This is a genomic window from Billgrantia sp. C5P2 (genome assembly GCF_051062895.2).
This window is the reverse complement of sequence record NZ_CM128542.1, coordinates 1,806,063-1,829,343: the sequence shown is the minus strand read 5'-3', so window position 1 is coordinate 1,829,343 and position 23,281 is coordinate 1,806,063. Positions and strand designations below refer to the sequence as shown.

Genomic DNA, 23,281 nt, shown 5'->3' with positions numbered 1-23,281 from the left:
CGAGGTAGCGAAATAAATGTTCGAACATATTGAGCGGGTTCCCGGGGATGCCATCCTCGGCCTGATCGAGGCCTTCAAGAAGGATACCAATCCCGAGAAGGTCGATCTCGGCGTCGGCGTCTACAAGGATGCCCAGGGCAACACCCCGGTGATGCGCGCCGTCAAGGAAGCCGAGGCCCTGCTGCTCAAGAACGAAACCACCAAGACCTACATCGGCTCCCACGGGGCACCCGAGTATGGCGACGTGGTTCTGCCGATGGTACTGGGTCAAGGTTCCCCGGTACTCGAGGCCGGTCGCGCCAGCGCAACCCAATCGCCGGGCGGCACCGGTGCGCTGCGCCTGGCTGCCGACTTCATCAGCTCCCAGCTTCCCGGCAAGGGAATCTGGGTCAGCAACCCCACCTGGCCGAACCATCACGGCATCTTCACTGCCGCCGGCATCGAGCTGCACAAGTATCCCTACGTCGACGCCGAGAACCGTCTCGACTTCGACGGCATGCTGGCGGCGGTCAAGCAGATTCCCGCCGGCGATGTCATCGTGCTGCACGCCTGCTGCCACAACCCCACCGGCTTCGATCTTTCCCGCGAGCAGTGGCAGCAAATCCTGGAAGTGGTCCGTGAGCGCAACCTGCTGCCCCTGATCGACTTTGCCTATCAGGGCTTCGGCGAGGGCCTCGACGAGGACGCCTACGGCGTGCGCCTGTTCGCCGAGAACCTCGACGAGGTCATCATCACCAGCTCCTGCTCGAAGAACTTCGGCATCTACTGCGAGCGCACCGGCTGCCTGATCATGGTGGCGAAGAACAACGAGCAGATGCAGAACATTCGTTCACAGGTGGCCATCGTCGCCCGCGAGAACTACTCCAACCCGCCGGCTCATGGCGGTGCCATCGTCAGCGAGATCCTGCACTCCGCCGAGCTGGCCGCCCTCTGGCGCGAGGAGCTCACCGAAATGCGCGATCGCATCAACACCCTGCGCCGTGATTTCGTCGAGGCCTTGAAACCCTACGGGCTCGATCAGAAGTATGCCTGCGTAGCCGAGCAGCGCGGCATGTTCTCCTACACCGGCCTGCAGCCGGAGCAGGTCGACCGCCTGCGCGACGAGTTCGGTATCTACATGGTGCGTTCGGGCCGGGCCAACGTGGCCGGCTTCTCCCATGAGAACCTGCCCTACCTGGCCAAGGCCATTGCCGCAGTCAACTGATCTCGCTTGTCGGCAAAGTAGATGCCCCGGCCATGGCCGGGGCATCGCGTTATGGCTGGCTCGACGGCCGCCATTCGTCTCATGCTTCCGCGCCATTGAAAAGCGGACGCATGTTCTCGATGAGGTAGCGGTCATCGAACCCGGCCTCCTGCTTCAGGGCTTCCAGATCCGGTATCGTCACGTTGTAGCGATCGCGGAAAACCAGTCCGTCGTCGCTCAGCGCAGTAAAGGTTCGACTGATGTGCACCGTGCTGAGCCCGAGCAGGTCTGCCAGCACCTCCTGTGATAGTGGCAGACGGAAGTTCTCGCAGCCGTCGCAGTTGGTCTGCTTGATACGCTGGCACATCTCGAGCAGAAAATGAGCCAGCTTCTGACGCGCGTTGCGGCGCGCCAGGTTGACCAGGCGCTCGGTCAACAGTACCTGCTGTCGGCTGGCGACGGCGAACAGGATAGAGGTAAGGGTAAACGAGCGCCGAAAGATATTGACGAGATTTCGATGGGGAAAGAAGCAGATTTCCCCGTCCTCGACCATCTGCACCCCGGCCAGGCGCTGCGAGAAGGCGAACTCCCGCAAGCCGATAATATCGCCAGGCAGATAGATTTCCAGAATCTGACGAGTGCCGTTTTCCAGTTCACGATACGAAAACGCCCAGCCGCGCCTGAGGGTACAGAACTCAGCAGCCTCATCCTGCTCTTCCCACAGGATGGTGCCCGCCCGTGCACGCGTGGCGCTGTCCTCCAGTTGCGCCAGCAGCTCCTTATCCTCATTCGATACCGAATGAAAATAGTTGAAGTGGCGAACAATACAGCTCTCCTCTGAGCTCATCGATGCTCTCCTCTCGATGCGGAATGCAAGCCCATGTACACAGCGATACTTAAATTGACAATGCCAGTATACGACAAAGGCAGGCTTGACCAATCAGTCAGGAAACGGCCACACTGAGCCTGCCTTGACTACAACCCCAACACACAAGAGGCTCATCATGGCGGCTTCCCCAGTGCACTACCCGTGGTACAAGAAGGAGGATACCGATGCCTTCTTCGCCCTCTTCCAGAACAATATCGCGAACTTCGTCATCATTGCCATCAGCATGCTGGGCATGGGTTTCCCAGCCTCCATCGTATTCGGCCAGGTACTGCCGGGGGCCGCGGTAGCGGTCATGGTGGGCAACTTCTACTATGCCTGGAGCGCGGCGCGCCTGGCACGCAAGGAGAACCGCGCCGACGTCACCGCCCTCTCCTATGGTATTTCCACGCCGGTCATGTTCGTCTTCCTGTTCGGCGTTCTGCTACCCGCAAAGCAGCTTACCGGCGATGCCGAACTGGCTTGGAAGGTAGCTGTCGCCGCCTGTTTCATCAGCGGCGCCATCGAGGCCGCCGTCAGCCTGATCGGCCGCTGGGTCCAGTATCATCTGCCACGTGCCGCCATGCTGGGTGCCGTAGCCGGCGTGGCACTGACCTTCATCGCCGGCGAGATGCTGTTCAAGACCCTCGAGATGCCGGTCATCGGCCTGCTGGTACTCGCCATCATCATCGTCGGCCTGGTGGCTCGGGTCAGCATGCCTTTCCGGCTGCCCACGTCGCTGTTCGCCATCGTCATCGGTACCGCCATGGCCTACCTGATCGGCGATGCCGGTGGAGAGCGCTTCAGTGACGCCTTCACCCACCTCGGCTTCTACCCACTGCTGCCCAACCTGGCCTGGCTCGAGGGGCTGGGGCTGCTGTTCACCGGCATGCTGGCGGTACTCACCGTGGTGCTGCCCATCACCCTGTACAACGCTATCGAGACCATGAACAACGTCGAGGCGATGGAAGCCGCTGGTGACAAGTATGATGTGCGCGAATGCCAGGCCGTGGATGGCGCCGGCACCATGCTCGGCGCTTTGTTTGGTGGCGTCTTCCCCACCACGGTGTACATCGCCACCGTAGGCGCCAAGTGGATGGGAGCGGGCCGCGGTTACAGCATTCTCAACGGGGCGGTCTATGCCTTGGCTACCATGTTCGGCTTGATCGCCGCCCTGGCGGCCATCATCCCGGTCTCTGTCGTTGCCCCCATCCTCGTCTTCGTCGGCATGTCGATGATCGCTACGGCCTTTCAGAGCAACGACACCCGATACTACCCTGCTGTGGCGCTGGCCATGCTGCCCTACTTTGCCAACTACGTGATGACTCGCTTCAATCGTGGCGCCGGTGATGTAGTGGCTGACATCTCGAGCGGCATCGTCGCCATGGGCCAAGGCGCCATGTTCATGGCCATCTTCATCGGTGCCATGACCGTTTCGGTCATCGACCATCAGTTCCGGCGCGCCGCCATCTTCGCTGCGGTAGCGGCCGCCTTCTCCTTCGTCGGACTGATGCATGCACCGGAACTGGCCCTGAACGCTGCCTGGGACTTTACCCTCGGCTACCTGGTGATGGGCGCCCTGTTTCTTTATTTTGCCTGGCAGCAGGAAAAGCTGGCAGCACCGCACGTATCGTCATCGAAGCCTGCTGCGGTCACATCACCGCCAGCCACTGACTGAGCTGACAAGCACCGGGGGGCGCAGCAGCGCCCCCCGGTTCCTCGTTCTGCAACACCCTCGGTTGCCGTATCAGGGCTCAGTTGGCGTCGATGGCGCCTTCGGCTTCCGTCTCACTCTCGGCAGTCCCCCTGATACGATCACGATTTGCTTCGATCCGATCCTGGGCAGGCTCAGCGGCTCGCTCCATCGCACGGTCCAGCCCCGGGGCTTTCGTACGGCTGTCGGCATCGACCTCGGTCTCCGTCTCTGCGTCGGCCTCAACCTCTGATTCGACGCCGATGTCCTCCGTGGACTCCACCTCCACATCGCTCTCGGCATTGGCATCCCCATCAAGGCTACCTTCGGCATCGCCATCAAGGTCACCATCGGCGTCGCTATCGACATCGCCTTCGGCATCACCGTCAAGGCCACCCTCGGCACTGCTATCGACGCTGCCCTCGGCAGCTCCATCAAGGCCACCCTCGGCACTGCCATCGACGCCGCCCTCGGCAGCTCCATCAAGGCCACCCTCGGCACTGCCATCGACGCCGCCCTCGGCACCTCCATCAAGGCCACCATCGGTACTGCCGTCGACGCCGCCCTCGGCACCTCCATCAAGGCCACCATCGGCATCGCCGGCCTGGGCCAGCAGCATGGTAGAAGACTCACTGGTCATACCTACCGCGGACAAATTGCCGCTCTGCCACTCTTCCGTCTCGGCATGAGCGGTCGCGCCGGCCAGACCGGCAAAAATCAGAGCCATACTGGCAGTCAGTGTCTTGAGCTTCATAGTGCCTCCTTGGCCCGTTTCCTTGGGCTATTCCGGTGAGACTCCTCACGAGCGGCTCAACAGCGATACCGCTCGTCCTTCACCTAGCGAGAGACATGCCACGAAAAGACAAAGTGTTGAGAAAAGATGCAGTTATAAAAGAACGCCGTTTTATTAATAGCTTTTGCAACTCGCCCTCGCGGCGTTAACTGTCGCAACGAAGCAACAGCAACCAGAGAGAGATCGCGCAGAATGACGGCTTGACGAAAAATCCCCCTGTCTGCCTTTCACGACACGAATAGGCGGGAATCATCTTACGACAGGGCCTGTTGCCTCTCCGACGTGACAAGGCCCTACCAGAATTCGGCAGGGCCTTGTCGATGCAAGCCTGGGCGCTATGTCACGCAGCGTAACGGGATACGTTCAGGCCGTTTGGGTTCGATGGTGGGATAACGCACGAATTTAGGGACGAGAAGCAAAGCGACGGGCAGTACAGCGGCTCCCAGAAAGGAAGCCGCTGCCGAGACCGAACTTACTGCGCGGGCTGGGCCGGCTGGCCCTCCTGCTGCTGCATCTGATTCTGCAGGTCTTGCATCTGTTGCTGTTGCTGGGCAATCGCCTCATCCAACTGCTGACGCTGCTCCTCGGTGAACACCGACTCGATGCGAGACTGCAGCAAGACCGTCTCGGCCGTGATCTCGCCAGTCAAGTCGCCGAGCCGTGACGCATCCTCACGAATGACGTTTTCATCGTAATCGGGTCCGACATAATCGCCGAGACGTGCCTGAAGCGCCTGGGCTTCCTGCTCCTTGGGTGCCAGCTGACGCTCGGCCTCGTCCAGCAGGCTACGGATCTCCTGCTGCTGGTTCTCGTCCAGGTCGAGCAATTGATCGAGCTGATCCACCTGATCCCCCTGGGGCGGGGCCTGCATCTGCTGAGCCGACACTACGCCAGCAATACCCAAGGTGAGCGCGATCGTTGCCAGAAACTTGGTGAGCTTCATTACTTACTCCATTCCATCAGAGTTGCTTTCATGACTCGACACTGTCGAGTCACTACGTCCTAACCCTGACAGCGGAACAGGCGTCAGGTTCGCTCCCCAGGCAAAAGTTTCGACTCGGAACGGGTATCGGCTTCTCTTCGCGCCAACATACGGCGCATCAGTTGCCAGGCGATCACTCCGGCCAGCACATTGCCGAGCGCTGCCCCCATGGCGAGCCCCGACAGGCCGCCAAGCAAAGCCCCCAACCAGAGAAACGGCAGGTAGCAAAGGAAAAGCCTTGCCATGGACGTCAGCATGGCACGCAGCGGCCAACCCAGCGCATTACCAGCGGACACCACCAGCATGCAGACACCCAGCGCTGCGTAACTCGGCAGCAGAAAACGGATCAGCACTGCCAGGTCGTCACGCACGTCGGGGCTGCCCGCCAGCAGCTCAGCGGCCCAAGGCGACAGCAGCGCCAAGAGGGTGCCCAGCACGAGCTGCCATCCCACCACGATCTTCAGCGCCAGACGCACCAACTCCCTGATCTGCGCCCAGTCGCCAGCGCCATAGCAACGCCCCAGCCAGGGCGGCAGTGACATGGTCATGGCCAGCACCACGACCAGAACCAGGGTTTCGAGTCGACTCGCAAGGCCCCATGCCGCCACTGACGACTCCCCCAGGCTCGCTACCACCGAGACGGCGAGCATGGCCGCCAGCGGTGGCATCAGTTGGCTGACCATGGCCGGCCCGGCAATCGCTACAAAGGGGCGCGACGAAACAGCCAGCTCCCGCCTGAGCCCGCTTCGCGCCAGCCAATCGTTCTGACGCAGTCGCTTGACGACCAGCAGCAGGCCGCTGGCAAAGGCCACCGCCGTGGCCCACGCCGCTCCCGGGAGACCAAGCCCGGACCAGGGGCCAATGCCGAAGATGAAAAGCGGATCCAGCAGTAGATTGACGAGACTGGTCATCACCATCAACTTGCCGGGCAGCCGCGTATCGCCATGGGCACGAAACAGGCTGTAGACGAAGTAGAGAACCGCTCCCAGCCACGCGGCGAGTAGCTGTGGGGCCCAGTAGTCGCGGATCAGTATTCGCGTTGCCGCGTCGGCACCCAGGCGCGAGAAAATGGGCGCCTGGGCCCACCACAGCACGAACGCGAGCATGGCGATGATGGAACCTCCCGCCATCAGCACCAGCGAGCCAAGACGCCGCGCCCTGCCCGCTTCGCCGGCACCGAGTGCGCGCGAGATCAACGCCGCGATGGCGATGCCAAGCCCTACTTGCACGCCAATGATGAGAAAGGTCAGTGGAAAGGTGAACGACTGCGCCGCCAGCGGCGCCGTACCCAGGCGAGCAACGAAGGCACTATCCACCAGTTGGAAGCCGAGCAGTGCCGACACCCCGATGGCCATCGGCCAGGTCTGACGCCAGAGCGCCGGGCCCAACCGAAATATGGCGGCATCGCGAGAAGCATGCGGTATCACTATGACACTGTCTCCAGATCCGTATCGAGACGGACATCGACACAGAACATGACGGGATCTTCAGAAAATTCGTCGAGCATCACATGATAGGAGTAGACCGGCACCGGATTCCCTTGTTTGTCCCGCAGTACCAGGCGCCCTGGTGGTATTGCCTTACCCTCACGCAACCATGCCGAGTGATCTCGTATCACCTGCGCTTGCATGGGCTCGGGAATGATGAGCTCTTCGAGGTAGCGACCGGCTGCCTCTTCGGCCTGATAGCCGTACAGTCGAACACTCTCCTCATTCCAGTAAATCACCCGCCGCTTGCGGTCATAGCCTTGGACCGCGACATTCGGCAGGCTTTCCAGCAGCAGCCTGAAACGCGAATCACCTTGGCAAGCCTTGCTGCCTGAGCGTAGCCGGCGCCGTGATGATGGCCACAGGCAACGAAGAGATCTGAATAAATAGCGCACCGGCAGACTCCAAGACCGAGTTAAGCCTGCATGGTACTGGAATTCAGTTACAGCACCTTAACGACTTGCTTAACGGACACCCTCGGCTGCGCCGAGGGTGTCAACACGCCAAAGAGTGCTGCTACTGACGTACGCCCTCGAAGGTAACGTAGAGTTCGAGTTCATGCATCGCTTCGGGGAAGTCGCTCATGTCGATACCGAAGTCGGCCAGGGTCAGCATGGTGCTGCCCTCGAAGCCGGCGCGATAGCCGCCCCAGGGGTCCTCGCCTTCACCCATCAGAGTTACCGGCATCTCGATCTCACGGGTCTCGCCATGCAGGGTCAGCTCACCGGTCAACACGCCCTCATCGTCACCATTGGGCGTGAAGCCGGTGGAGACGAAGGTGGCGGTCGGATACTCGCTTGCATCCAGGAAATCGCTGCTGGTGAAGTGCTTGTCACGCTCGGCATTATTGGTGTTCAGGCTACCCACCTGAACCTCCATTTCCACGCTCGACGCTTCGAGGTCTTCAGGGTCATAGTGGAAGCGACCTTCGAATTCTTCGAAGTTGCCAAGGATATAAGAGAAGCCGAGGTGGTTGATCTTGAACTGGATGAAGGCGTGCTGCCCCTCGGTATCCACCACGTAGTCGTCGGCCAGGGCCAGGCCGGTGGCGGCCAGGGAAACGGCACCGAGGGCAGTGGCGAGTGCGGCTTTCTTGAACATGAGTCTCTCCTTGATTGAAGCGCCCGCAGGCGCTGGCGTTCAACGGCGACGCGTACGTGCCGGGTTCAACATGCGAGTGACGGTATCGTGGCGATCGAGAAAATGGTGCTTCAGCGCCGCCAGTGTGTGCCCTGCCGCCAGCAACAGCAGAGCCACAGCACTGTACCAGTGAATCTCTCCGGCAATACTGGCCTGGTCGGGCAAGTGGCTGAGGAGCGCGGGCACCTCGAACCAGTCGAAGACGCTGATGCCACGCCCGCGGGCAGTGGAAATCAGATAGCCGCTGATCATGACGGTGAGCATCAGCACGTAAAGGGCAATATGGCCAAGGTGAGCCGCGACACGTTCCAGGCGGCTACCGTGGCTGACTGGCGTGGGCTGGAACAGACGCCAGAGCACGCGCAGCAGCGTGGCGAAAAGCAGCAGCATGCCAATGGAACGATGCCACCATGGAGCACGGTTGTACCAGGGGTCGTAATAGCCCAGGTCCGTCATCCACCAACCGAGAATGAACAAGCCCACGATTGCCGCGGCACTGATCCAATGAAGCATAATGCTGACCAGGCCCCAGCCTGAGCGGGTGTTGCACCACATTTCTCGCTCCCGTTGAGCTTCGTTCTCGATGGGAGGCAGCATACCGTAACGAATGCTCAGGATGCGCTGAAAAAACCGAACGTCACGTTCGTAAAAATTCCCGAATCGGGATCAGGCCAAGGCATCGAGCCCACGCGCCAGATCGGCGCGTATGTCCTCCAATGCCTCGAGCCCCACCGCAACGCGGACCAGCCCCTCGCCAATGCCGGCCGCCTCCTTCTGTGCATCGGAAAGGCGCCCGTGGGTGGTGGTACCGGGATGGGTGATGGTGGTCTTGACGTCACCCAGGTTGCCGGTGATCGACAGCATACGGGTGGCATCAATGACCGACCAGGCTGACTCGCGCCCTCCTTTCACCTCGAAACCCAACACCGCCCCATAACCGCCCTGCTGGCGACTGGCCAGCTCATGCTGCGGGTGGTCCGGCAGGCCGCTGTAGTGAACTTTCGTCACCGCCGGATGCGCCTGCAACCACAGGGCTAGTGCCTGGGCGTTCTCGCAGTGGGCGCGCATGCGCAGGTTGAGCGTCTCCAGCCCCTTGGTGAAGATCCAGGCGTTGAACGGGCTCAGGCAAGGCCCACAGGTGCGTACCACGCCGAATACCTCCTCGAGCTCCTTGTCACGCCCCACCACGGCGCCACCGACCGCTCGTCCCTGCCCATCCAGATATTTGGTGGCGGAGTGAATCACCAGGTCCGCCCCCAGCGCCAGCGGCTTTTGCAGCGCCGGAGTCAGAAAGCAATTGTCGATGGCAAGCAGTGCGTCGGTGCGATGGGCGATCTCAGCGAGCGCCGCGATATCGACGACTTCAGAGAGCGGGTTGGAGGGCGTCTCGGCGAACAGCAGGCGCGTCCGGGACGTAATTGCCGCCTCCCAGGCCGCCAGGTCGGAGAGTTCCACATAGCGTGTGGTGATGCCCAACTTGCCGAAGTACTTGTCGAACAGGCTGACGGTGGAGCCGAACAGCGAGCGCGAGGCAACGATCTCGTCGCCGGCCTGCAGCAGGGCGAGTACCGTCGAGAGAATTGCCGCCATGCCGGAACTCGTCGCCACACAGCGCTCTCCCCCTTCGAGGGCCGCCAGTCGACGCTCGAAGGTATGCACCGTGGGGTTGGTGAAGCGCGAATAGACGTTGCCCGGCTCCTCTCCCTTGAACTTGCGCGCCGCTTCGGCGGCGCTGCCATAGACGAAGCTCGAGGTGGGGAAGATCGGCTCGCCATGCTCCTGCTCGTGGGTGCGGAGGTGGCCGGCGCGAATCGCCATGGTCTCCAGCGCCCAGCTGTCGTCGGGGGGTGTCTCGTCATGCATGCTCGGCCACCTCAGTCGTCGATGTCGTCGTCTTGATTATGCATGCCCACCAGTGCGTGAGCGCCGACACTTTGCTGCTCCTTGGCGGCATCGTTGCGCGAAGCCTCCAGCGCTGACAGGTAGCCGGCATCGATATCCCCGGTCACATAGCGACCGTCGAAGACTGAGCAGTCGAACTGCTCGAGCTCGGGGTTCACCTCGCGACAGGCAGCCTTCAAGTCGTCCAGGTCCTGGTAGAAGATGCGGTCGGCGCCGATCAGCTCACCGACCTCCGCCTCGCTGCGGCCATGAGCAATCAGTTCTGCGGCCGCCGGCATGTCGATACCATAGACGTTAGGGTAGCGCACTGGCGGTGCCGCCGAGGCGAAGTAGACCTTGTTGGCACCGGCCTCACGTGCCATCTGTATGATCTGCTTGCAGGTGGTGCCGCGCACGATGGAATCGTCGACCAGCAACACGTTCTTGCCCTTGAACTCGACGCCTATGGCGTTGAGTTTCTGGCGTACCGATTTCTTGCGCTGGGTCTGCCCCGGCATGATGAAGGTCCGACCGATATAGCGGTTCTTCATGAAGCCTTCGCGATAGGTCACGCCCAGGTGTTGGGCGAGCTCCAATGCCGAAGTACGCGAGGTGTCGGGAATCGGAATCACCACGTCGATGTCGTGTTCCGGCCATTCGCTGCTAATACGGTCGCCAAGCTTGCGCCCCATCTGCATGCGCGTGCCGTAGACGTAGGCACCATCGAGAATGGAATCGGGTCGTGCGAGGTAGACATGCTCGAAGATGCAGGGTGACAGCGTGGGCGTATCGGCGCACTGCTGGGTGTGGAACTCCCCCTCCATGTCGACGAAGATCGCCTCGCCTGGCGCCAGGTCGCGGTGCAACTCGAAGCCACCCACATCGAGCGCCACGGATTCCGAGGCGATCATCACCTCCTGCCCCTTGCCCTCGTCGCGAGTGCCGAACACTACCGGGCGAATACCGTTGGGGTCGCGGAACGCAACCAGGCCGACGCCGTTGATGATCGCCACCGCGGCGTAGCCGCCGCGGCAACGACGGTGCACCCGTCGCACCGCGTCGAAGATATCGCCGGGAGAAAGGTGCAGCCCCTGCTTGCCCAGTTCATGCGCGAACACGTTGAGCAGCACTTCGGAATCCGAACTGGTATTGATATGGCGCAGGTCGGAAGAGAAAAGCTCCTGCTTGAGCTGGTCCGAATTGGTCAGGTTGCCGTTGTGGGCCAGCGCGATGCCATAAGGGGAATTCACATAGAACGGCTGCGACTCCGCTTCGCTGGACGAGCCCGCAGTGGGGTAGCGTACATGACCGATCCCCAGGTTACCCTGCAGCCGCGCCATGTGACGGGTGTGGAACACATCACGGACCAGGCCGTTGCTCTTGCGCAGCAGAAAGCGCCCTTCGCTCCATGTCATCATGCCCGCGGCATCCTGGCCGCGATGCTGAAGCACCGTCAGGGCGTCATAGATCGCCTGGTTCACGGTCTGCTTGGCCACAAGGCCTACGATACCGCACATTCCACCTTACCTCGCTTGCAGGGGCGCCGACCGAGGCCGGCTTGATAATGGCAATTGGACTTACAGCGCACCGGGCTCAGGGGTCCCGCCGTCGCGACGTTCGGGTAATGGAAGGTTCCGCCACGCTTCGGGGGCCTCAGGCACGCGGCCTTCCCAGGCTTCGAGTTGGTTCACGGCCCAGTCGCGCAGTTGCTCGAAGCTCGGCCGCAGCTCGGCGTCCTGCCATGCTTGCAACTGCGACAGCGGCGTCAGGCTGATCAGGATGGTCGCCACCACCAGCACGGCCGCACCACGCGCGACACCGAAGCAGGCCCCGGCGACGCGGTTGAAGAAGCCCATGCCGACCCACTCCACGGCGGCATGCACCATGCGTATGATGATGCCGCAAAGCAGCACCACACCGAGAATCACCAGCACGAAGGCCAGCACCAACCGGCCGTCGGGGCTGTCGATCAGCCCGGAAAGCAGATCGGCCACCGGCTCGGCCAGCAGCCGTGCCGCCAACAGCGCGATGATCCAGGCCGCCAACCCAAGTCCTTCACGGATCAGCCCACGCATGAAGCCAGCCAGGGTCGAAATGGCCAGCACGGCGAGAAAGCCCCAGTCGAGCCAGGTCAGCGTCATAACCTCATTCTCTCACTCTGACCAGCAGTCCTTGCAGGTTGATCTTTTCCTTCACTGCGCTCATGGCGCGCTCACCGGAATCCGAGGATTCGAAGGGCCCCACGTAGACCGTGGTCATGTTGTTGTCACGCCGCCGGCTGTAGACGGGGAAACCCTGCTCCTGCAGTTGCGCCTGGAGGCGTTCGGCATTTCCCGGCTCGCCAAAGCTACCCACTTGCACGGCCCATTCCCCGCTCGGCGATGAACCCTCCGTCGAGGCTTGACGATCGGCCTCGGGGCTCGGCGTCGTGGGCGGGCTGTTCTCGGTCCGCTCGGAAGCCGCCTGGGCGAGATCCGCAATGGGGTCCTGTCGAGGCGCGGCGCTATCTGCCTCGCCCTGTTGCACCGCCACGGCTGGTGCGGCTTCCACTTGGGCCGCCTCACTGGGTGAGGGCTCGACGTCTTCCAACGGCGGCTGCGGTTCCACCAGTGCGGGGCTCGCTTCGGGTGAGCGGATCTGCCCCAGGCTTTCCGGTGGCTGCGGATCGGGCACGTTGCGGCGCTCCACCGGTACCGGTTGCTCAATGGTCAGCATCGGCTGGGGGCGTTCGTCACGCGGCGCCGGCTCATCGAAAAGCATCGGCACAAAGATCACTGCCAGGGCAATCAGAATGATCGCACCGCTGATTCGTTCTCGCATTCCGTACTTCATCATCCCTCCTGCCCCCGCTAAGCCGCCTGCGCCAGCTTCCACGTCAGTATGGCCGCTACCGTGAAGAAGGAGCCGCATGCCAACACGCGATCGTCGGGCGCCAGCCGCCCGGACAACCATGCTGCACCGTCCTCGGGCGTCGGGGCCTGGTAAGCGACATGTCCCCCATACGCCTCTATGCGTCCCGCCAGATCCTCGGCATTACGTGCACGACCACCTTCCAGGGTCACGGCGACCCAGCCATCTGCCACACCGGCCAGCGCCCCGATGACACCATCGGCGTCCTTGTCACCCAGCATGCCGAGCAGCACCCAGGTACGACCGCGGCATGGCTGCTCAGCGAGTCTTCCCGCCAGGTAAGCGGCGGCATGCGGATTGTGGCCCACATCGAGGCACCACTGTCCCAGCCACTGCATACGGCCGGGCACCTGCAACTCGCGCAAGGCCAGCCGGCAACTCACTTCATCGAGCGCAACACCGGCCGCAATCAGGGCCTGCAGTGCCGTAGCAGCATTGTCCAGCGGCAGCCCAGGATCAGGCAAGCCTTCGAGTCTGGAGGAAGTCCCATCGACAGCGGTTCCCCGCCAGTGGAAGCGACCGGTGCCGGCGGGCTCCCAGCGAAAGTCATGTACCAGCCGCATGGTCGTTGCTCCCTGCTCCTCGGCGCACTGGTGCACGCTCGCCGGCAGCTCGCCACTGCCCAGGATGACGGGACGGCCGGCACGCATGATACCGGCCTTTTCACGGCCGATGCCTTCGAGATCGGTGCCGAGGAAATCGGCATGATCGAGTGCAATGGTCGTGATGACGGCAACGTCGGCATCGATCACGTTGACCGCATCGAGCCTGCCACCCAAGCCGACCTCGAGCACGGCGAGGTCGGGCCGGTGACGAAAGATGGCCCACAGTGCCGCCAGGGTTCCGGCCTCGAAGTAGGTCAGGCTCACGGGCTCGTCAGCTAGACGCGCCGCCTCCACGGCCTCGAAGCCGGCGACGAGCGTGGCATCATCCGCTTCACTGCCGTCGAATCGCAGCCTTTCGTTGTAACGCAACAGGTGGGGCGACGTATAAGCCGCAGTGGCAAGACCATGCGCACGGGCCAGCGCCTCGATCATGGCAACTGTCGAGCCCTTGCCGTTGGTACCGGCCACGGTGATGATACGCGGCGCCAGGCGGCTCTCCAGCAGCCCCATGCGGCGAGCGACCTCGGCCACCCGCTCGAGGCCAAGATCGATGCCCACCGGGTGGACCTGCTCGAGATAGCTGAGCCAGTCGTTCAGCGTGCGTGATGGCGTCGAAGGCATCACGAGCGATCAGCGCGCCGAATCAAAGCGGTCGGTCTCCTCGGATGACCCCGAGGGCGAAAATTTCTCCGGCGCTTCGGGCTCGACGGTGTCGATGTATTCGCCCTCCTCCGCTACCGCACGCTCGGCCTCGTCGACCAGGTCCGGCTCGTGGACCATATCCTCATCGAGGCCGCTAGGCGGTTGGTGAGTCAGCTTGCGCAGCACGGCACCCAGGCGGTCGCGCATTTCGCCACGGGCGACGATCATGTCCACCGTGCCGTGGTCTAGCAGGAACTCACTGCGCTGAAAGCCCTCAGGCAGTTTCTCGCGCACGGTTTGTTCGATGACCCTAGGTCCGGCGAAACCGATCAAGGCGTTGGGCTCGGCCACATTGAGATCGCCGAGCATGGCCAGCGACGCCGAGACGCCACCGAAAACGGGGTCTGTCAGTACCGAGATATAGGGCACACCGGCTTCGCGCAAACGCTCAAGCGCAGCCGAAGTCTTGGCCATCTGCATCAACGAGAACAGCGCTTCCTGCATTCGCGCCCCACCCGAAGCGGAGAAGCAAATGAGCGGAATGCCCTCCTCGAGCGCCAAGGCAGCGGCACGTACGAATTTCTCGCCCACCACGGCGCCCATGGACCCGCCCATGAAGGTGAACTCGAAGGCCACCACGACTACCGGCAAGCCGTCCAGAGTGCCGCGCATGGCCACCAGGGCATCCTTTTCGCCGGTCTCCTTCTGTGCCGCATTGAGGCGGTCCTTGTACTTCTTTGAGTCACGAAACTTGAGACGATCCACCGGCTCCAGGTCGGCCGAGATCTCGCTCCGCCCTTCCTTGTCGAGAAACCAGTCGAGCCGCTTGCGTGCGGTCAGACGCATGTGGTGATCGCACTTGGGGCAGACGTTGTGAAGTTTTTCCAGTTCGGGCAGATAGAGTACTGCCTCGCACTTCGGGCACTTGCGCCACAGGCCGTCGGGCACGCTGGCCCGCCGGTCCTTGCGCTGAATCCGCCCCATGGAGGGAACAATCTTGTCGAGCCAGCTCATGTCAGAAAGGCTTCCGTATGCTGTTGCACCCGGCTACGCAGGGTGTCATGAATCGAAACTTGAACGAGGGCAAGCTCAGCGAGCCGGCAACGCATCCAGGGCCTGACGCATCTCGCCGAGTATCGCTTTGAGCTCGCCGGCAATCACATCGGGCTGCTCGGCGTTGTCGGCGATACGACTGACCAGGGCGCTACCGACGATGACGCCATCGGCCACCTTGCCGACCTCGGCCGCCGAGGCCCCGTCGCGAATACCGAAACCGACGCACAGCGGCAGCTCGGTCAGTTCCCGCAGTGGCGCCAGATGTTCTGCCACGTCGCCGGCATTGAGCGTGGCGGCCCCGGTCACGCCCTTGAGCGCAACATAATAGAGGTAGCCCTCGCCATGGGCACATATTGTAGCGGCCCGCTCCCGCGAAGTGGTAGGGGCGACGAGAAAGATCGAGGCCAGGCCGTGCTGCTTGAGCAGCGGGCCGAACTCGTCGGCTTCCTCGGGAGGCATGTCGACGGTCAGCACGCCGTCGACCCCGGCTGCGGCAGCCTGTTCGGCGAAAGCGGCAAGACCGATGCGCTCGACGGGGTTGAGATAGCCCATCAGCACGATCGGCGTCTCGTGGTCGCGACTGCGGAACTCGCGCACCATCTCGAACAGGTGGCTCAAGCGCACGTTGTGCTTGAGCGCACGTTCACAGGCCTTCTGGATCACCGGGCCGTCGGCCATCGGATCGGAGAATGGCACGCCCAGCTCGAGCACGTCGGCGCCCGCTTCCACCAGGGCGTGCATGAAACCGACAGTATGCTGCGGCGCCGGATCGCCGGCTGTGATGTAGGGAATCAGCGCCCGGCGGCCCTGGGCCTTGAGTTCGGCGAAGCGTTTATCGATTCGATTCATCATCAGAACTCCAGGCCGTCGATCTTGGCGACCGTCATGATGTCCTTGTCGCCGCGGCCGGAAAGGTTGACCACGAGGTTCTGGTCGGGCCGCATGGTCGGCGCCAGCACCTTGGCATGGGCCAGCGCATGGGCCGACTCCAGCGCCGGCATGATGCCTTCCACCCGGGTCAGCTCGCGGAACGCCTCGAGCACGGCATCGTCATTGGCGGTCACGTACTGCACCCTCCCCACGTCCTTCCACAGCGCGTGCTCGGGGCCCACGCCCGGATAGTCGAGGCCCGCCGAAATCGAATGGGTATCCGAGACCTGGCCGCCCTCGTCTGACATCAGGTAGGTGCGGTTGCCGTGCAGCACGCCGCGCGGTGCGTTCGACGCCAACGGCGCGGCATGGCGGCCAGTATCGATACCGTCGCCGCCGGCCTCGACACCGTACATGGCGACTTCGTCGTCCTCGACGAAGGGATAGAACAGGCCCATGGCATTGGAGCCACCTCCGACACAGGCGATGAGCGCATCGGGCAGCTTGCCGAACTCCTCCAGCGACTGGCGACGCGCCTCGCGGCCGACAACAGCGTTGAAGTCACGCACCAGCATGGGATATGGATGCGGACCGGCCACGGTACCGATGATATAGAAGGTGTCGTCGACGTTGGTTACCCAATCGCGAAGCGCCTCGTTCATGGCATCCTTGAGGGTACGGGTGCCGGACTCCACCGGGATCACGTTGGCACCGAGCAGGCGCATGCGATAAACGTTGAGCTTCTGGCGCTGGACGTCTTCGGCCCCCATGTAGACCTCACACTTCAGGCCCAGGCGTGCCGCCACGGTGGCCGTGGCCACGCCGTGCTGACCGGCGCCGGTTTCGGCGATCACCCGTGGCTTGCCGCTCATCTTGGCCAGCAGCGCTTGGCCGATGGTGTTGTTCACCTTGTGCGCGCCGGTGTGGTTGAGGTCCTCGCGCTTGAGCCAGATCCGTGCCCCACCGAGTTGCTTCGACCATCGCTCCGCGTGGTAGAGCGGAGAGGGACGGCCCACGTAATGGGCCAGGTCGTAGTCGAATTCGGCCTGGAAGTCCGGATCGTCGCGAAGACGCATGTAGGTCTTCTCCAGATCGTCCAGGGCGAAGCTCAGGGTCTCCGAGACGAACCGGCCGCCGTAGGGGCCGAAATGGCCGCGGGCGTCCGGCAGTCGGGTCAGGTCACTGAACTTGCTCACTAAAGACACCTCATAGGGTCGCCATAAGGGACAGGGAATGAATCGGGCTTGGGCAAAGCAATCAGCTCAGGCGCCTGCGATCGGCCTGGGCCACCGCCGCGGCGAAAGCCGACAGCAGGCGGGGATCCTTGCAACCGGGTTCGGCTTCCACACCGCCGGAAACGTCCACCGCAAAGGGGCGCACACGCTCGATGGCGCCGGCTACATTCTCCGCGCTCAGCCCACCCGCGAGGATAACAGGTTTTTCCAGACTTGCGGGGATTCGCGACCAGTCGAAAGTCTCCCCGGTGCCACCCGGAACCCCCGGGCGGTAGGCGTCCAGCAGCAACGCCTGGGCACCAGAGTAGGCCGCTGCCGCAGCGTGCAGGTCGAGGTCGTCGCGCATACGTAGTGCCTTGATCCATGGTCGGTCGAACTGAGCGCAGAAAGACGGCGTCTCGTCGCCATGGAATTGCAGCAGGTCGAGGTAACGGCTGGCCTTCTGGACGAGCTCTGGCGAAGCATCGACGAACAGGCCCACCCGGGTGACGAAGGCCGGCACGCCGGCACTCAGCGCTGCAAGACGATCCGCGTCGACGTGGCGCCGGCTGCCGGGCCAGAGCACGAAGCCGAGCGCATCGGCTCCCGCCGCCACGGCGTCGGCCACGTCCCGCTCACGGGTCAGGCCGCAGAACTTGATGCGGGTACGCATTGGCTTCGACGGTGTCATGACTCACCTTCCTTCACCATGGAATCGCCACTCGTTGCTTCGGACACTGGCCGGCCTCGGCGAAATTCGACCATGGGGCATGCCGGTAGTTCGCGCTCGCCGGTCCACTCGCCCAGGAAAGCCAGCAGATTCGGCCCCAGCGGCTCCTGAGGCAGCCCCCAGGAGCCATCGTAGAGCGAATCGACGAAATGCAGGCCACAGGCCGGCGCCGTGACGTCGGAAAGGGTGCGATCCTTCAGCGCCAGCAGTTCGGCCAGGTAGGCATCACCCTGTTCACCACGCCCCACGCTGACCAGCGCACCAACGATGTTGCGGATCATGTGGTGCAGGAAGGCGTTGCCCTGCACGTCGATCACTACCAGCGGCCCGTGGCGACGCACCTCGATGAAGTGCAGATGGCGCCAAGGGGTCTTCGACTGACAGCCCGCAGCACGAAAGCTTGAGAAATCGTGCTCACCCACCAGCGCTTGTGCCGCGCGGTGCATGGCGTCGGCATCCAGCGGGTCGCGGCACCAGGTCACGTTGTGCCGCTCCAGCACCGGCCGGCTCATCTGGTTGAGGATGATGTAGCGATAGCGTCGCGCCAGCGCCTTGAAGCGCGCATGAAACTCGTCGGGCACCTCGCGCACCCAGCTCACCGCGATGTCGCGAGCCAGGTTGGCGTTGACCCCGAACACCCAGGCCTTCGGCGAACGCGGCGCGGGTGCATCGAAGTGCACGATCTGGCGGGTGGCGTGCACGCCGGAGTCGGTTCGGCCGCTGGCATGCACCGTTATCGGCTGACTCGCCACCTTGGAGAGCGCCCGCTCCAGTTCGGCCTGCACCGACGGGGCATGCTTGAGCCGTTGCCAACCACAGTAGGCGCTGCCGTCATATTCCACCCCCAGCGCCAAGCGGCCGCTCAGTGGTTGACGATCATCGAGAAGTCGAAACAGGGTCATGCCGCCATCAGAGCCGATAGTGAGTGAATAGATCCCGGGCCTCATCGTGCACCTGCGGATCGCTGGAATCCTCCAGCAGCCGCCGCAACAGCGGACGAGCCCGCTCCACGTCGCCGCTCTCGAGTAGTTGGCGAGCTCGTTCCAGATCGTTGCGCTTGGAGGAGTCCAAAACAGCGCCATTATCGCGATCCAGCGGTGGGAAGGCTACCTCCTCCACCTCCCACTCGGCTTCCTCCTCCCGCTCGGCCGGGCGAGCGCCCGAATGCTCAGGGCCCTGCTTGGCATCCTGGATATCATCCATTAGCGGGAATTCGACGCTGGGCTGCATGGGCGTCTCTTCGCGTGGCCGTGGTTCCGGTTCCAGGGCAGGAGGTTGGTAATCGATCGTGCGCCACTCTGTCGTCTCGCTACGCTCGGCGAGCGGGGCCTGCCTCGGAACCTCGGTTGGCGGCTCCTCGTCGTCAAGCTCATTCGACGCTTCGTCCCGTCGCGGCTCCTCCTGGGACGTCACTTTGTCCGACAGCGTGTCCTCGCGATCGACTGCATCAATGCGGGGGAAGTCGACCTGTGGCTGCTCGGTCGGAGCCGAAGGCGCCCCCTGCTCCGCAGCGTCCCCCTTCGGTTCAACGACCTCCCGTCCCGTTGGCTGGACGCCATCTTGTAGCGGCCCATCACTGCTCGCAAGGGAGCCATTGCTGGGCGGCATGGGCTTATGCTTGGCCATTAGCCGACCTGCTTCGGCCACCAGCGTGGAGTCGCCTGTCTCGGCCAGCAATTGCGCTTCATGCTCTGCCGCCTGCTGGTTGCCTTGCTCCACGTGTACGTTGAGCAGCTTGAGGCGCAGATCGTGCCGCTCGGGGTTCCGGGCCAGGCCCGCCTCCAACAGCTCCCTGGCCTGATCGAAACGACCATAGGCCATGAAGATGTCTGCTTCGCTGATCGCTTCGGCCTGCGGCATGGTGGTACGCGGCACTTCTTCCTGATGGAAGCCTTCACTGACGGTCATGCCTGCGGCGATGGGCGGAATCGGAGCAGTGTGAGTTCCTGGTGGCGGCGCCGTGTCGCCGACAGGAGGCGTGCCGTGAACCATGTTGGGCATGGCTCCACCTCCCATTGACGGCGCGACATCCTCGCGCCGACGGCGGCGAAGCCATAACCAGAGGCCCAGCAGAGCAGCCAGTCCTGCGCTGCCCAGGATGAGATTGCGATCAATGGACGCCGGGTAGACCGCCCCCCACCAGGGCGCATCGGCAGGCGGCTCGCCCCCGCCTTGCACCACCGCGTTGCCAGGTGCGACACCCTCGGTGCCGGCACCATCTGCCAGCAGCGCGGTCAGTTGCTCGCGCATGGCCTCGACTTCCTCACGCAGCCCGCCAATCTCCTGCTGCAGGGCATCGCGTTCGGCCTGGACCTCTTCCAGCGCGGCACGGCTCTCCTGCCAGCGCCGCTCGAACAACGCGAAGCGTGGATCGCTCTCCCCAAGGGCCAGCTCACCGGCACCAAACGTTGCCAACACGTCGGCATCGAGCGCTCCGGCGGTGCGACCATTCTCTTCCCCGACCGACGCGGCCACCTGACTACTCGCCTCGGTAACCAGGTCTTCGTCGCTGAGCAGCATGAGCCGTGGCGTCGCATCGGAATCATCACCGGGGAGGTTAGCCTCGGCATTGGCCCCGAACTCGGCTCGATCAGCCAGTTCTACCAGGGAAGACGAGGATTGAGCAGCCTCGCCAGCGGCGGATATCGCTGCCATGTCGACAGGCGTGGAAGGCCCCAACGGAACACGAGCGGGGGTGCCACTGCCACGACTGGCCCAGGCCTGATTCATGGCCTGAACGATGCGCTCGGCCTCGGCGGCCGAGCGCGCGGCGATGGCCTCCCGAGCCGGCACGACCAGGGCATGGCCGGCGCGCATGGCGTTGATGTTACCCGAGGGAAAGACATCCGGATTGGCCTCGACCAGCGCCACCATCATCTGATTCATGCCGATACCGCTGTCGGGCCGCAGCCGCCCGGCTACCGACCATAGGGTGTCGCCGCTGCCTACCCAGGCACGGTTATCCGCTTGCGCGCCGCTCGTGCGCGTGACGACTGGCCTGGAGGCGGCTTGGGATACAGGCTCAGGTGACGTAGCCGAGGGCCGCACTGTGGACTCGGCTTGGCGACTCGAGCCGTTGACCAGCACCGGCATGCTGTCGTAATCGGGTGGATCCAGCAGCAGCGTCACCTCACGCAGTTGGCGGCCGGAGGGCCAATCGAAGCGTAGCAGCAGGTCCATCCAGGGCTCGCGTACAGGCCGCTCGCTGGCAAGTGTCACCACCCATTGCCCTTGGCGCACTTCCACTTCGGCCTTCACACTGGCCGCCAATGGCGTGCGAACGAGTCCCGCCGAATCAAATTCGCGAGACCCGGCCACGCTGACACGCAGCAGCTCGGGCTCGAGCCCGGCTGTATCGGTAAGCGGAATGACGGCGCGCAGCGGTGCATTGAGCGTAGAGCGCACATCAGCCTCTCCAACCCCTAGCGCCAGCGTTTGCGGACTCGCGGCCGACAGTGCCAACAGCAGGGCAAATGACAATTCACGTCTCATCGACTTCCCTTGCTTTTCCGCTTTCTTGTTGAAGCGTCCGTTTCTTAAGTGCTGGATTCAGAACATGATCAAATATGTAACATATCCTCGCGTGAACTGCCCGATGCCGTAGCAGCCATTTGGCTCAGCACCCGCCTCAGCCTTGCTGTCGCCAGGCCTAAAATGCAAAACGGGACACCCCCCGCAGGAGATGCCCCGTCAATGGCAACTGCGAGAGGATCACTGCTCGCGCAGGATCTTCAGCATGCGCTTGAGTGGCTCGGCCGCCCCCCACAACAGTTGGTCGCCGGCCGTGAAGGCGGAGAGATACTCACCACCCATGTTCATTTTGCGCAGGCGACCCACCGGAACGCTCAAGGTGCCTGTAACGACCGAAGGCGTCAGCCCGGCAATGGTCGCTTCCTTGTCGTTGGGGATCACCTTGACCCACTCGTTGTGCTTGGCGATGCGCTCCTCGATTTCATCTATCGGCACATCTTTCTTCAACTTGATGGTAAAGGCCTGGCTGTGCGAGCGCATCGCACCGATGCGGACACAGATGCCATCGATAGGAACCGGATTACCCTGGATCCCCAGGATCTTGTTGGTTTCGACGCTGCCCTTCCACTCCTCGCGGCTCTGGCCGTTATCCAGCTTGGTGTCGATCCAGGGCAACAGGCTGCCGGCCAACGGGGCGGTGAAGTTGTCGACCGGGAAGTCACCGCTACGCATGGCCTGCGTGACCTTGCGGTCGATATCGAGAATGGCGCTAGCGGGATCGTCCAACTCGCTGGCGACGCTATCGCGCAGCGCCCCCATCTGGTTGAGCAGTTCACGCATGTGCTTGGCGCCGGAGCCCGAGGCGGCCTGATAAGTCATGGAGGTCATCCACTCGATCAGGTCGGCTTCGAACAGGCCACCCAGGCCCATCAGCATCAAGCTGACGGTACAGTTGCCGCCGACGAAGGTCTTGGCACCGCGCGCCAGTTGATCGTCGATCACCTTGCGGTTGACCGGATCGAGCACGATGGTCGCCTCGTCCTCCATGCGCAGGGTGCTGGCGGCATCGATCCAGTAACCCTTCCAGCCGCCGCCGCGCAGGTCACCGTAGACCTGCTTGGTATAGTCGCCGCCCTGGCAGGTGATCACCACATCCAGCGCCTTGAGCTCGTCGATGTCGGTGGCATCCTTGAGCGGAGGTACGTCCACGCCGATGTCGGGACCGGGTTTGCCGACCTGGGAGGTGGTGAAGAAGATCGGCTCGATGCCGTCGAAGTCTCCATCCTCCTGCATGCGCTGCATGAGTACCGAGCCCACCATGCCACGCCATCCGACGAAACCGACTTTCAACATGTGAAGTCCTCCAATAAGCGAGTGTGGGGGACATTATACACGAGCCTCCTCGCTCGGGCAGCCGCGCGCCGGGACTAGGTTGGCGATGCTGCGTAGCCGAGCTTTCGAGAGCGCCCGACAGGCTGCTGCATTTGCGGTTCTTGTGCCCGTCAGTTGGAAATCGGGTAACTCGGTGCGTGGGCGGGCAAAAGCAAGATGGTGGCCTCAAGCCCCAAACCGAATATCGGTCACAACCATTTGATGCTGGGTTTGTGACCGGTTAGGAGAGATGGTATCTAGGCACTCACCCCCTAGGGTTGATTTTTTTCATGCTTGGCACGGCGGGCATACCGTTTACAGTGTATTTACACAACGGTGGGGCTGAGGCGCAGACCGATCATGCCAGGCATCAGAGTTCTCCCTGCAC

At 63.0% G+C, this 23,281-nt stretch carries 21 protein-coding genes; 2 read left to right on the top strand and 19 right to left on the bottom strand.

From position 1 onward, the window contains the following. Window positions 1-16: 16 nt before the first annotated feature. Window positions 17-1,204, top strand: coding sequence for an amino acid aminotransferase (locus ACRWQA_RS08455; RefSeq protein ID WP_263580271.1), 1,188 nt, complete (start codon window positions 17-19; stop codon window positions 1,202-1,204). A 79-nt stretch (window positions 1,205-1,283) separates the two neighbouring features. Here ACRWQA_RS08455 and ACRWQA_RS08450 read toward each other — a convergent pair whose 3' ends face one another. Next, window positions 1,284-2,030 carry a Crp/Fnr family transcriptional regulator gene (locus ACRWQA_RS08450; protein WP_263580272.1) on the bottom strand — a complete coding sequence of 249 codons (747 nt, stop codon included), beginning with the start codon at window positions 2,028-2,030 and terminating at the stop codon, window positions 1,284-1,286. Between the two features lie 157 nt (window positions 2,031-2,187). Here ACRWQA_RS08450 and ACRWQA_RS08445 point away from each other — a divergent pair, with 157 nt between their 5' ends. Beyond that, complete coding sequence (locus ACRWQA_RS08445) at window positions 2,188-3,726, top strand: NCS2 family permease (RefSeq protein ID WP_263580273.1); 1,539 nt, start codon at window positions 2,188-2,190, stop codon at window positions 3,724-3,726. 76 nt (window positions 3,727-3,802) lie between these two features. On the opposite strand, the gene ACRWQA_RS08440 is transcribed toward ACRWQA_RS08445, so the two are convergent. The 18 genes from ACRWQA_RS08440 to asd all read right to left on the bottom strand — a co-directional run bounded on the left by ACRWQA_RS08440 (window position 3,803) and on the right by asd (window position 22,875). Continuing rightward, on the bottom strand, window positions 3,803-4,495 hold the full coding sequence (locus ACRWQA_RS08440) for a hypothetical protein (protein WP_434229205.1): 693 nt from the start codon (window positions 4,493-4,495) through the stop codon (window positions 3,803-3,805). 511 nt (window positions 4,496-5,006) lie between these two features. Beyond that, window positions 5,007-5,477: a Spy/CpxP family protein refolding chaperone gene (locus ACRWQA_RS08435; protein ID WP_263580275.1), complete on the bottom strand. Its 471-nt coding sequence runs from the start codon at window positions 5,475-5,477 to the stop codon at window positions 5,007-5,009. An 83-nt stretch (window positions 5,478-5,560) separates the two neighbouring features. Continuing rightward, window positions 5,561-6,871: an MATE family efflux transporter gene (locus ACRWQA_RS08430; protein ID WP_434229230.1), complete on the bottom strand. Its 1,311-nt coding sequence runs from the start codon at window positions 6,869-6,871 to the stop codon at window positions 5,561-5,563. A gap of 71 nt (window positions 6,872-6,942) precedes the next feature. Continuing rightward, on the bottom strand, window positions 6,943-7,398 hold the full coding sequence (locus ACRWQA_RS08425) for a PAS domain S-box protein (RefSeq protein ID WP_434229203.1): 456 nt from the start codon (window positions 7,396-7,398) through the stop codon (window positions 6,943-6,945). A gap of 121 nt (window positions 7,399-7,519) precedes the next feature. Continuing rightward, window positions 7,520-8,104: a YceI family protein gene (locus tag ACRWQA_RS08420; protein ID WP_434229201.1), complete on the bottom strand. Its 585-nt coding sequence runs from the start codon at window positions 8,102-8,104 to the stop codon at window positions 7,520-7,522. Window positions 8,105-8,143: 39 nt separating this feature from the next. Further along, window positions 8,144-8,698, bottom strand: coding sequence for a cytochrome b (locus tag ACRWQA_RS08415; protein ID WP_263580278.1), 555 nt, complete (start codon window positions 8,696-8,698; stop codon window positions 8,144-8,146). Between the two features lie 111 nt (window positions 8,699-8,809). Beyond that, entirely contained in the window at window positions 8,810-10,006 is a 1,197-nt protein-coding gene (locus ACRWQA_RS08410) for an O-succinylhomoserine sulfhydrylase (protein WP_434229200.1), read from the bottom strand. Window positions 10,007-10,017: 11 nt separating this feature from the next. Beyond that, window positions 10,018-11,541: an amidophosphoribosyltransferase gene (purF, locus tag ACRWQA_RS08405; protein ID WP_434229198.1), complete on the bottom strand. Its 1,524-nt coding sequence runs from the start codon at window positions 11,539-11,541 to the stop codon at window positions 10,018-10,020. A 60-nt stretch (window positions 11,542-11,601) separates the two neighbouring features. Further along, window positions 11,602-12,165 carry a CvpA family protein gene (locus ACRWQA_RS08400; protein WP_263580281.1) on the bottom strand — a complete coding sequence of 188 codons (564 nt, stop codon included), beginning with the start codon at window positions 12,163-12,165 and terminating at the stop codon, window positions 11,602-11,604. A 4-nt stretch (window positions 12,166-12,169) separates the two neighbouring features. Then, on the bottom strand, window positions 12,170-12,844 hold the full coding sequence (locus ACRWQA_RS08395; protein ID WP_446326265.1) for an SPOR domain-containing protein: 675 nt from the start codon (window positions 12,842-12,844) through the stop codon (window positions 12,170-12,172). Window positions 12,845-12,873: 29 nt separating this feature from the next. Beyond that, complete coding sequence (folC, locus tag ACRWQA_RS08390) at window positions 12,874-14,160, bottom strand: bifunctional tetrahydrofolate synthase/dihydrofolate synthase (protein ID WP_434229195.1); 1,287 nt, start codon at window positions 14,158-14,160, stop codon at window positions 12,874-12,876. A 9-nt stretch (window positions 14,161-14,169) separates the two neighbouring features. Next, window positions 14,170-15,195, bottom strand: coding sequence for an acetyl-CoA carboxylase, carboxyltransferase subunit beta (gene accD, locus ACRWQA_RS08385; RefSeq protein WP_434229193.1), 1,026 nt, complete (start codon window positions 15,193-15,195; stop codon window positions 14,170-14,172). Between the two features lie 75 nt (window positions 15,196-15,270). Beyond that, window positions 15,271-16,086, bottom strand: coding sequence for a tryptophan synthase subunit alpha (gene trpA, locus ACRWQA_RS08380; protein ID WP_434229229.1), 816 nt, complete (start codon window positions 16,084-16,086; stop codon window positions 15,271-15,273). A 2-nt stretch (window positions 16,087-16,088) separates the two neighbouring features. Continuing rightward, on the bottom strand, window positions 16,089-17,303 hold the full coding sequence (trpB, locus tag ACRWQA_RS08375; protein WP_263580285.1) for a tryptophan synthase subunit beta: 1,215 nt from the start codon (window positions 17,301-17,303) through the stop codon (window positions 16,089-16,091). A 61-nt stretch (window positions 17,304-17,364) separates the two neighbouring features. Further along, a complete protein-coding gene (locus ACRWQA_RS08370) occupies window positions 17,365-18,012 on the bottom strand; it encodes a phosphoribosylanthranilate isomerase (protein WP_434229191.1) in 648 nt (215 codons plus the stop codon). After that, on the bottom strand, window positions 18,009-18,953 hold the full coding sequence (truA, locus tag ACRWQA_RS08365) for a tRNA pseudouridine(38-40) synthase TruA (protein WP_434229190.1): 945 nt from the start codon (window positions 18,951-18,953) through the stop codon (window positions 18,009-18,011). The genes ACRWQA_RS08370 and truA overlap by 4 nt, the downstream gene beginning before the upstream one ends. Before the next feature lie 7 nt (window positions 18,954-18,960). Then, a complete protein-coding gene (locus ACRWQA_RS08360; RefSeq protein ID WP_446326264.1) occupies window positions 18,961-21,543 on the bottom strand; it encodes a type IV pilus assembly protein FimV in 2,583 nt (860 codons plus the stop codon). Window positions 21,544-21,762: 219 nt separating this feature from the next. After that, on the bottom strand, window positions 21,763-22,875 hold the full coding sequence (gene asd, locus ACRWQA_RS08355; protein WP_263580289.1) for an aspartate-semialdehyde dehydrogenase: 1,113 nt from the start codon (window positions 22,873-22,875) through the stop codon (window positions 21,763-21,765). Window positions 22,876-23,281 lie beyond the last annotated feature (406 nt).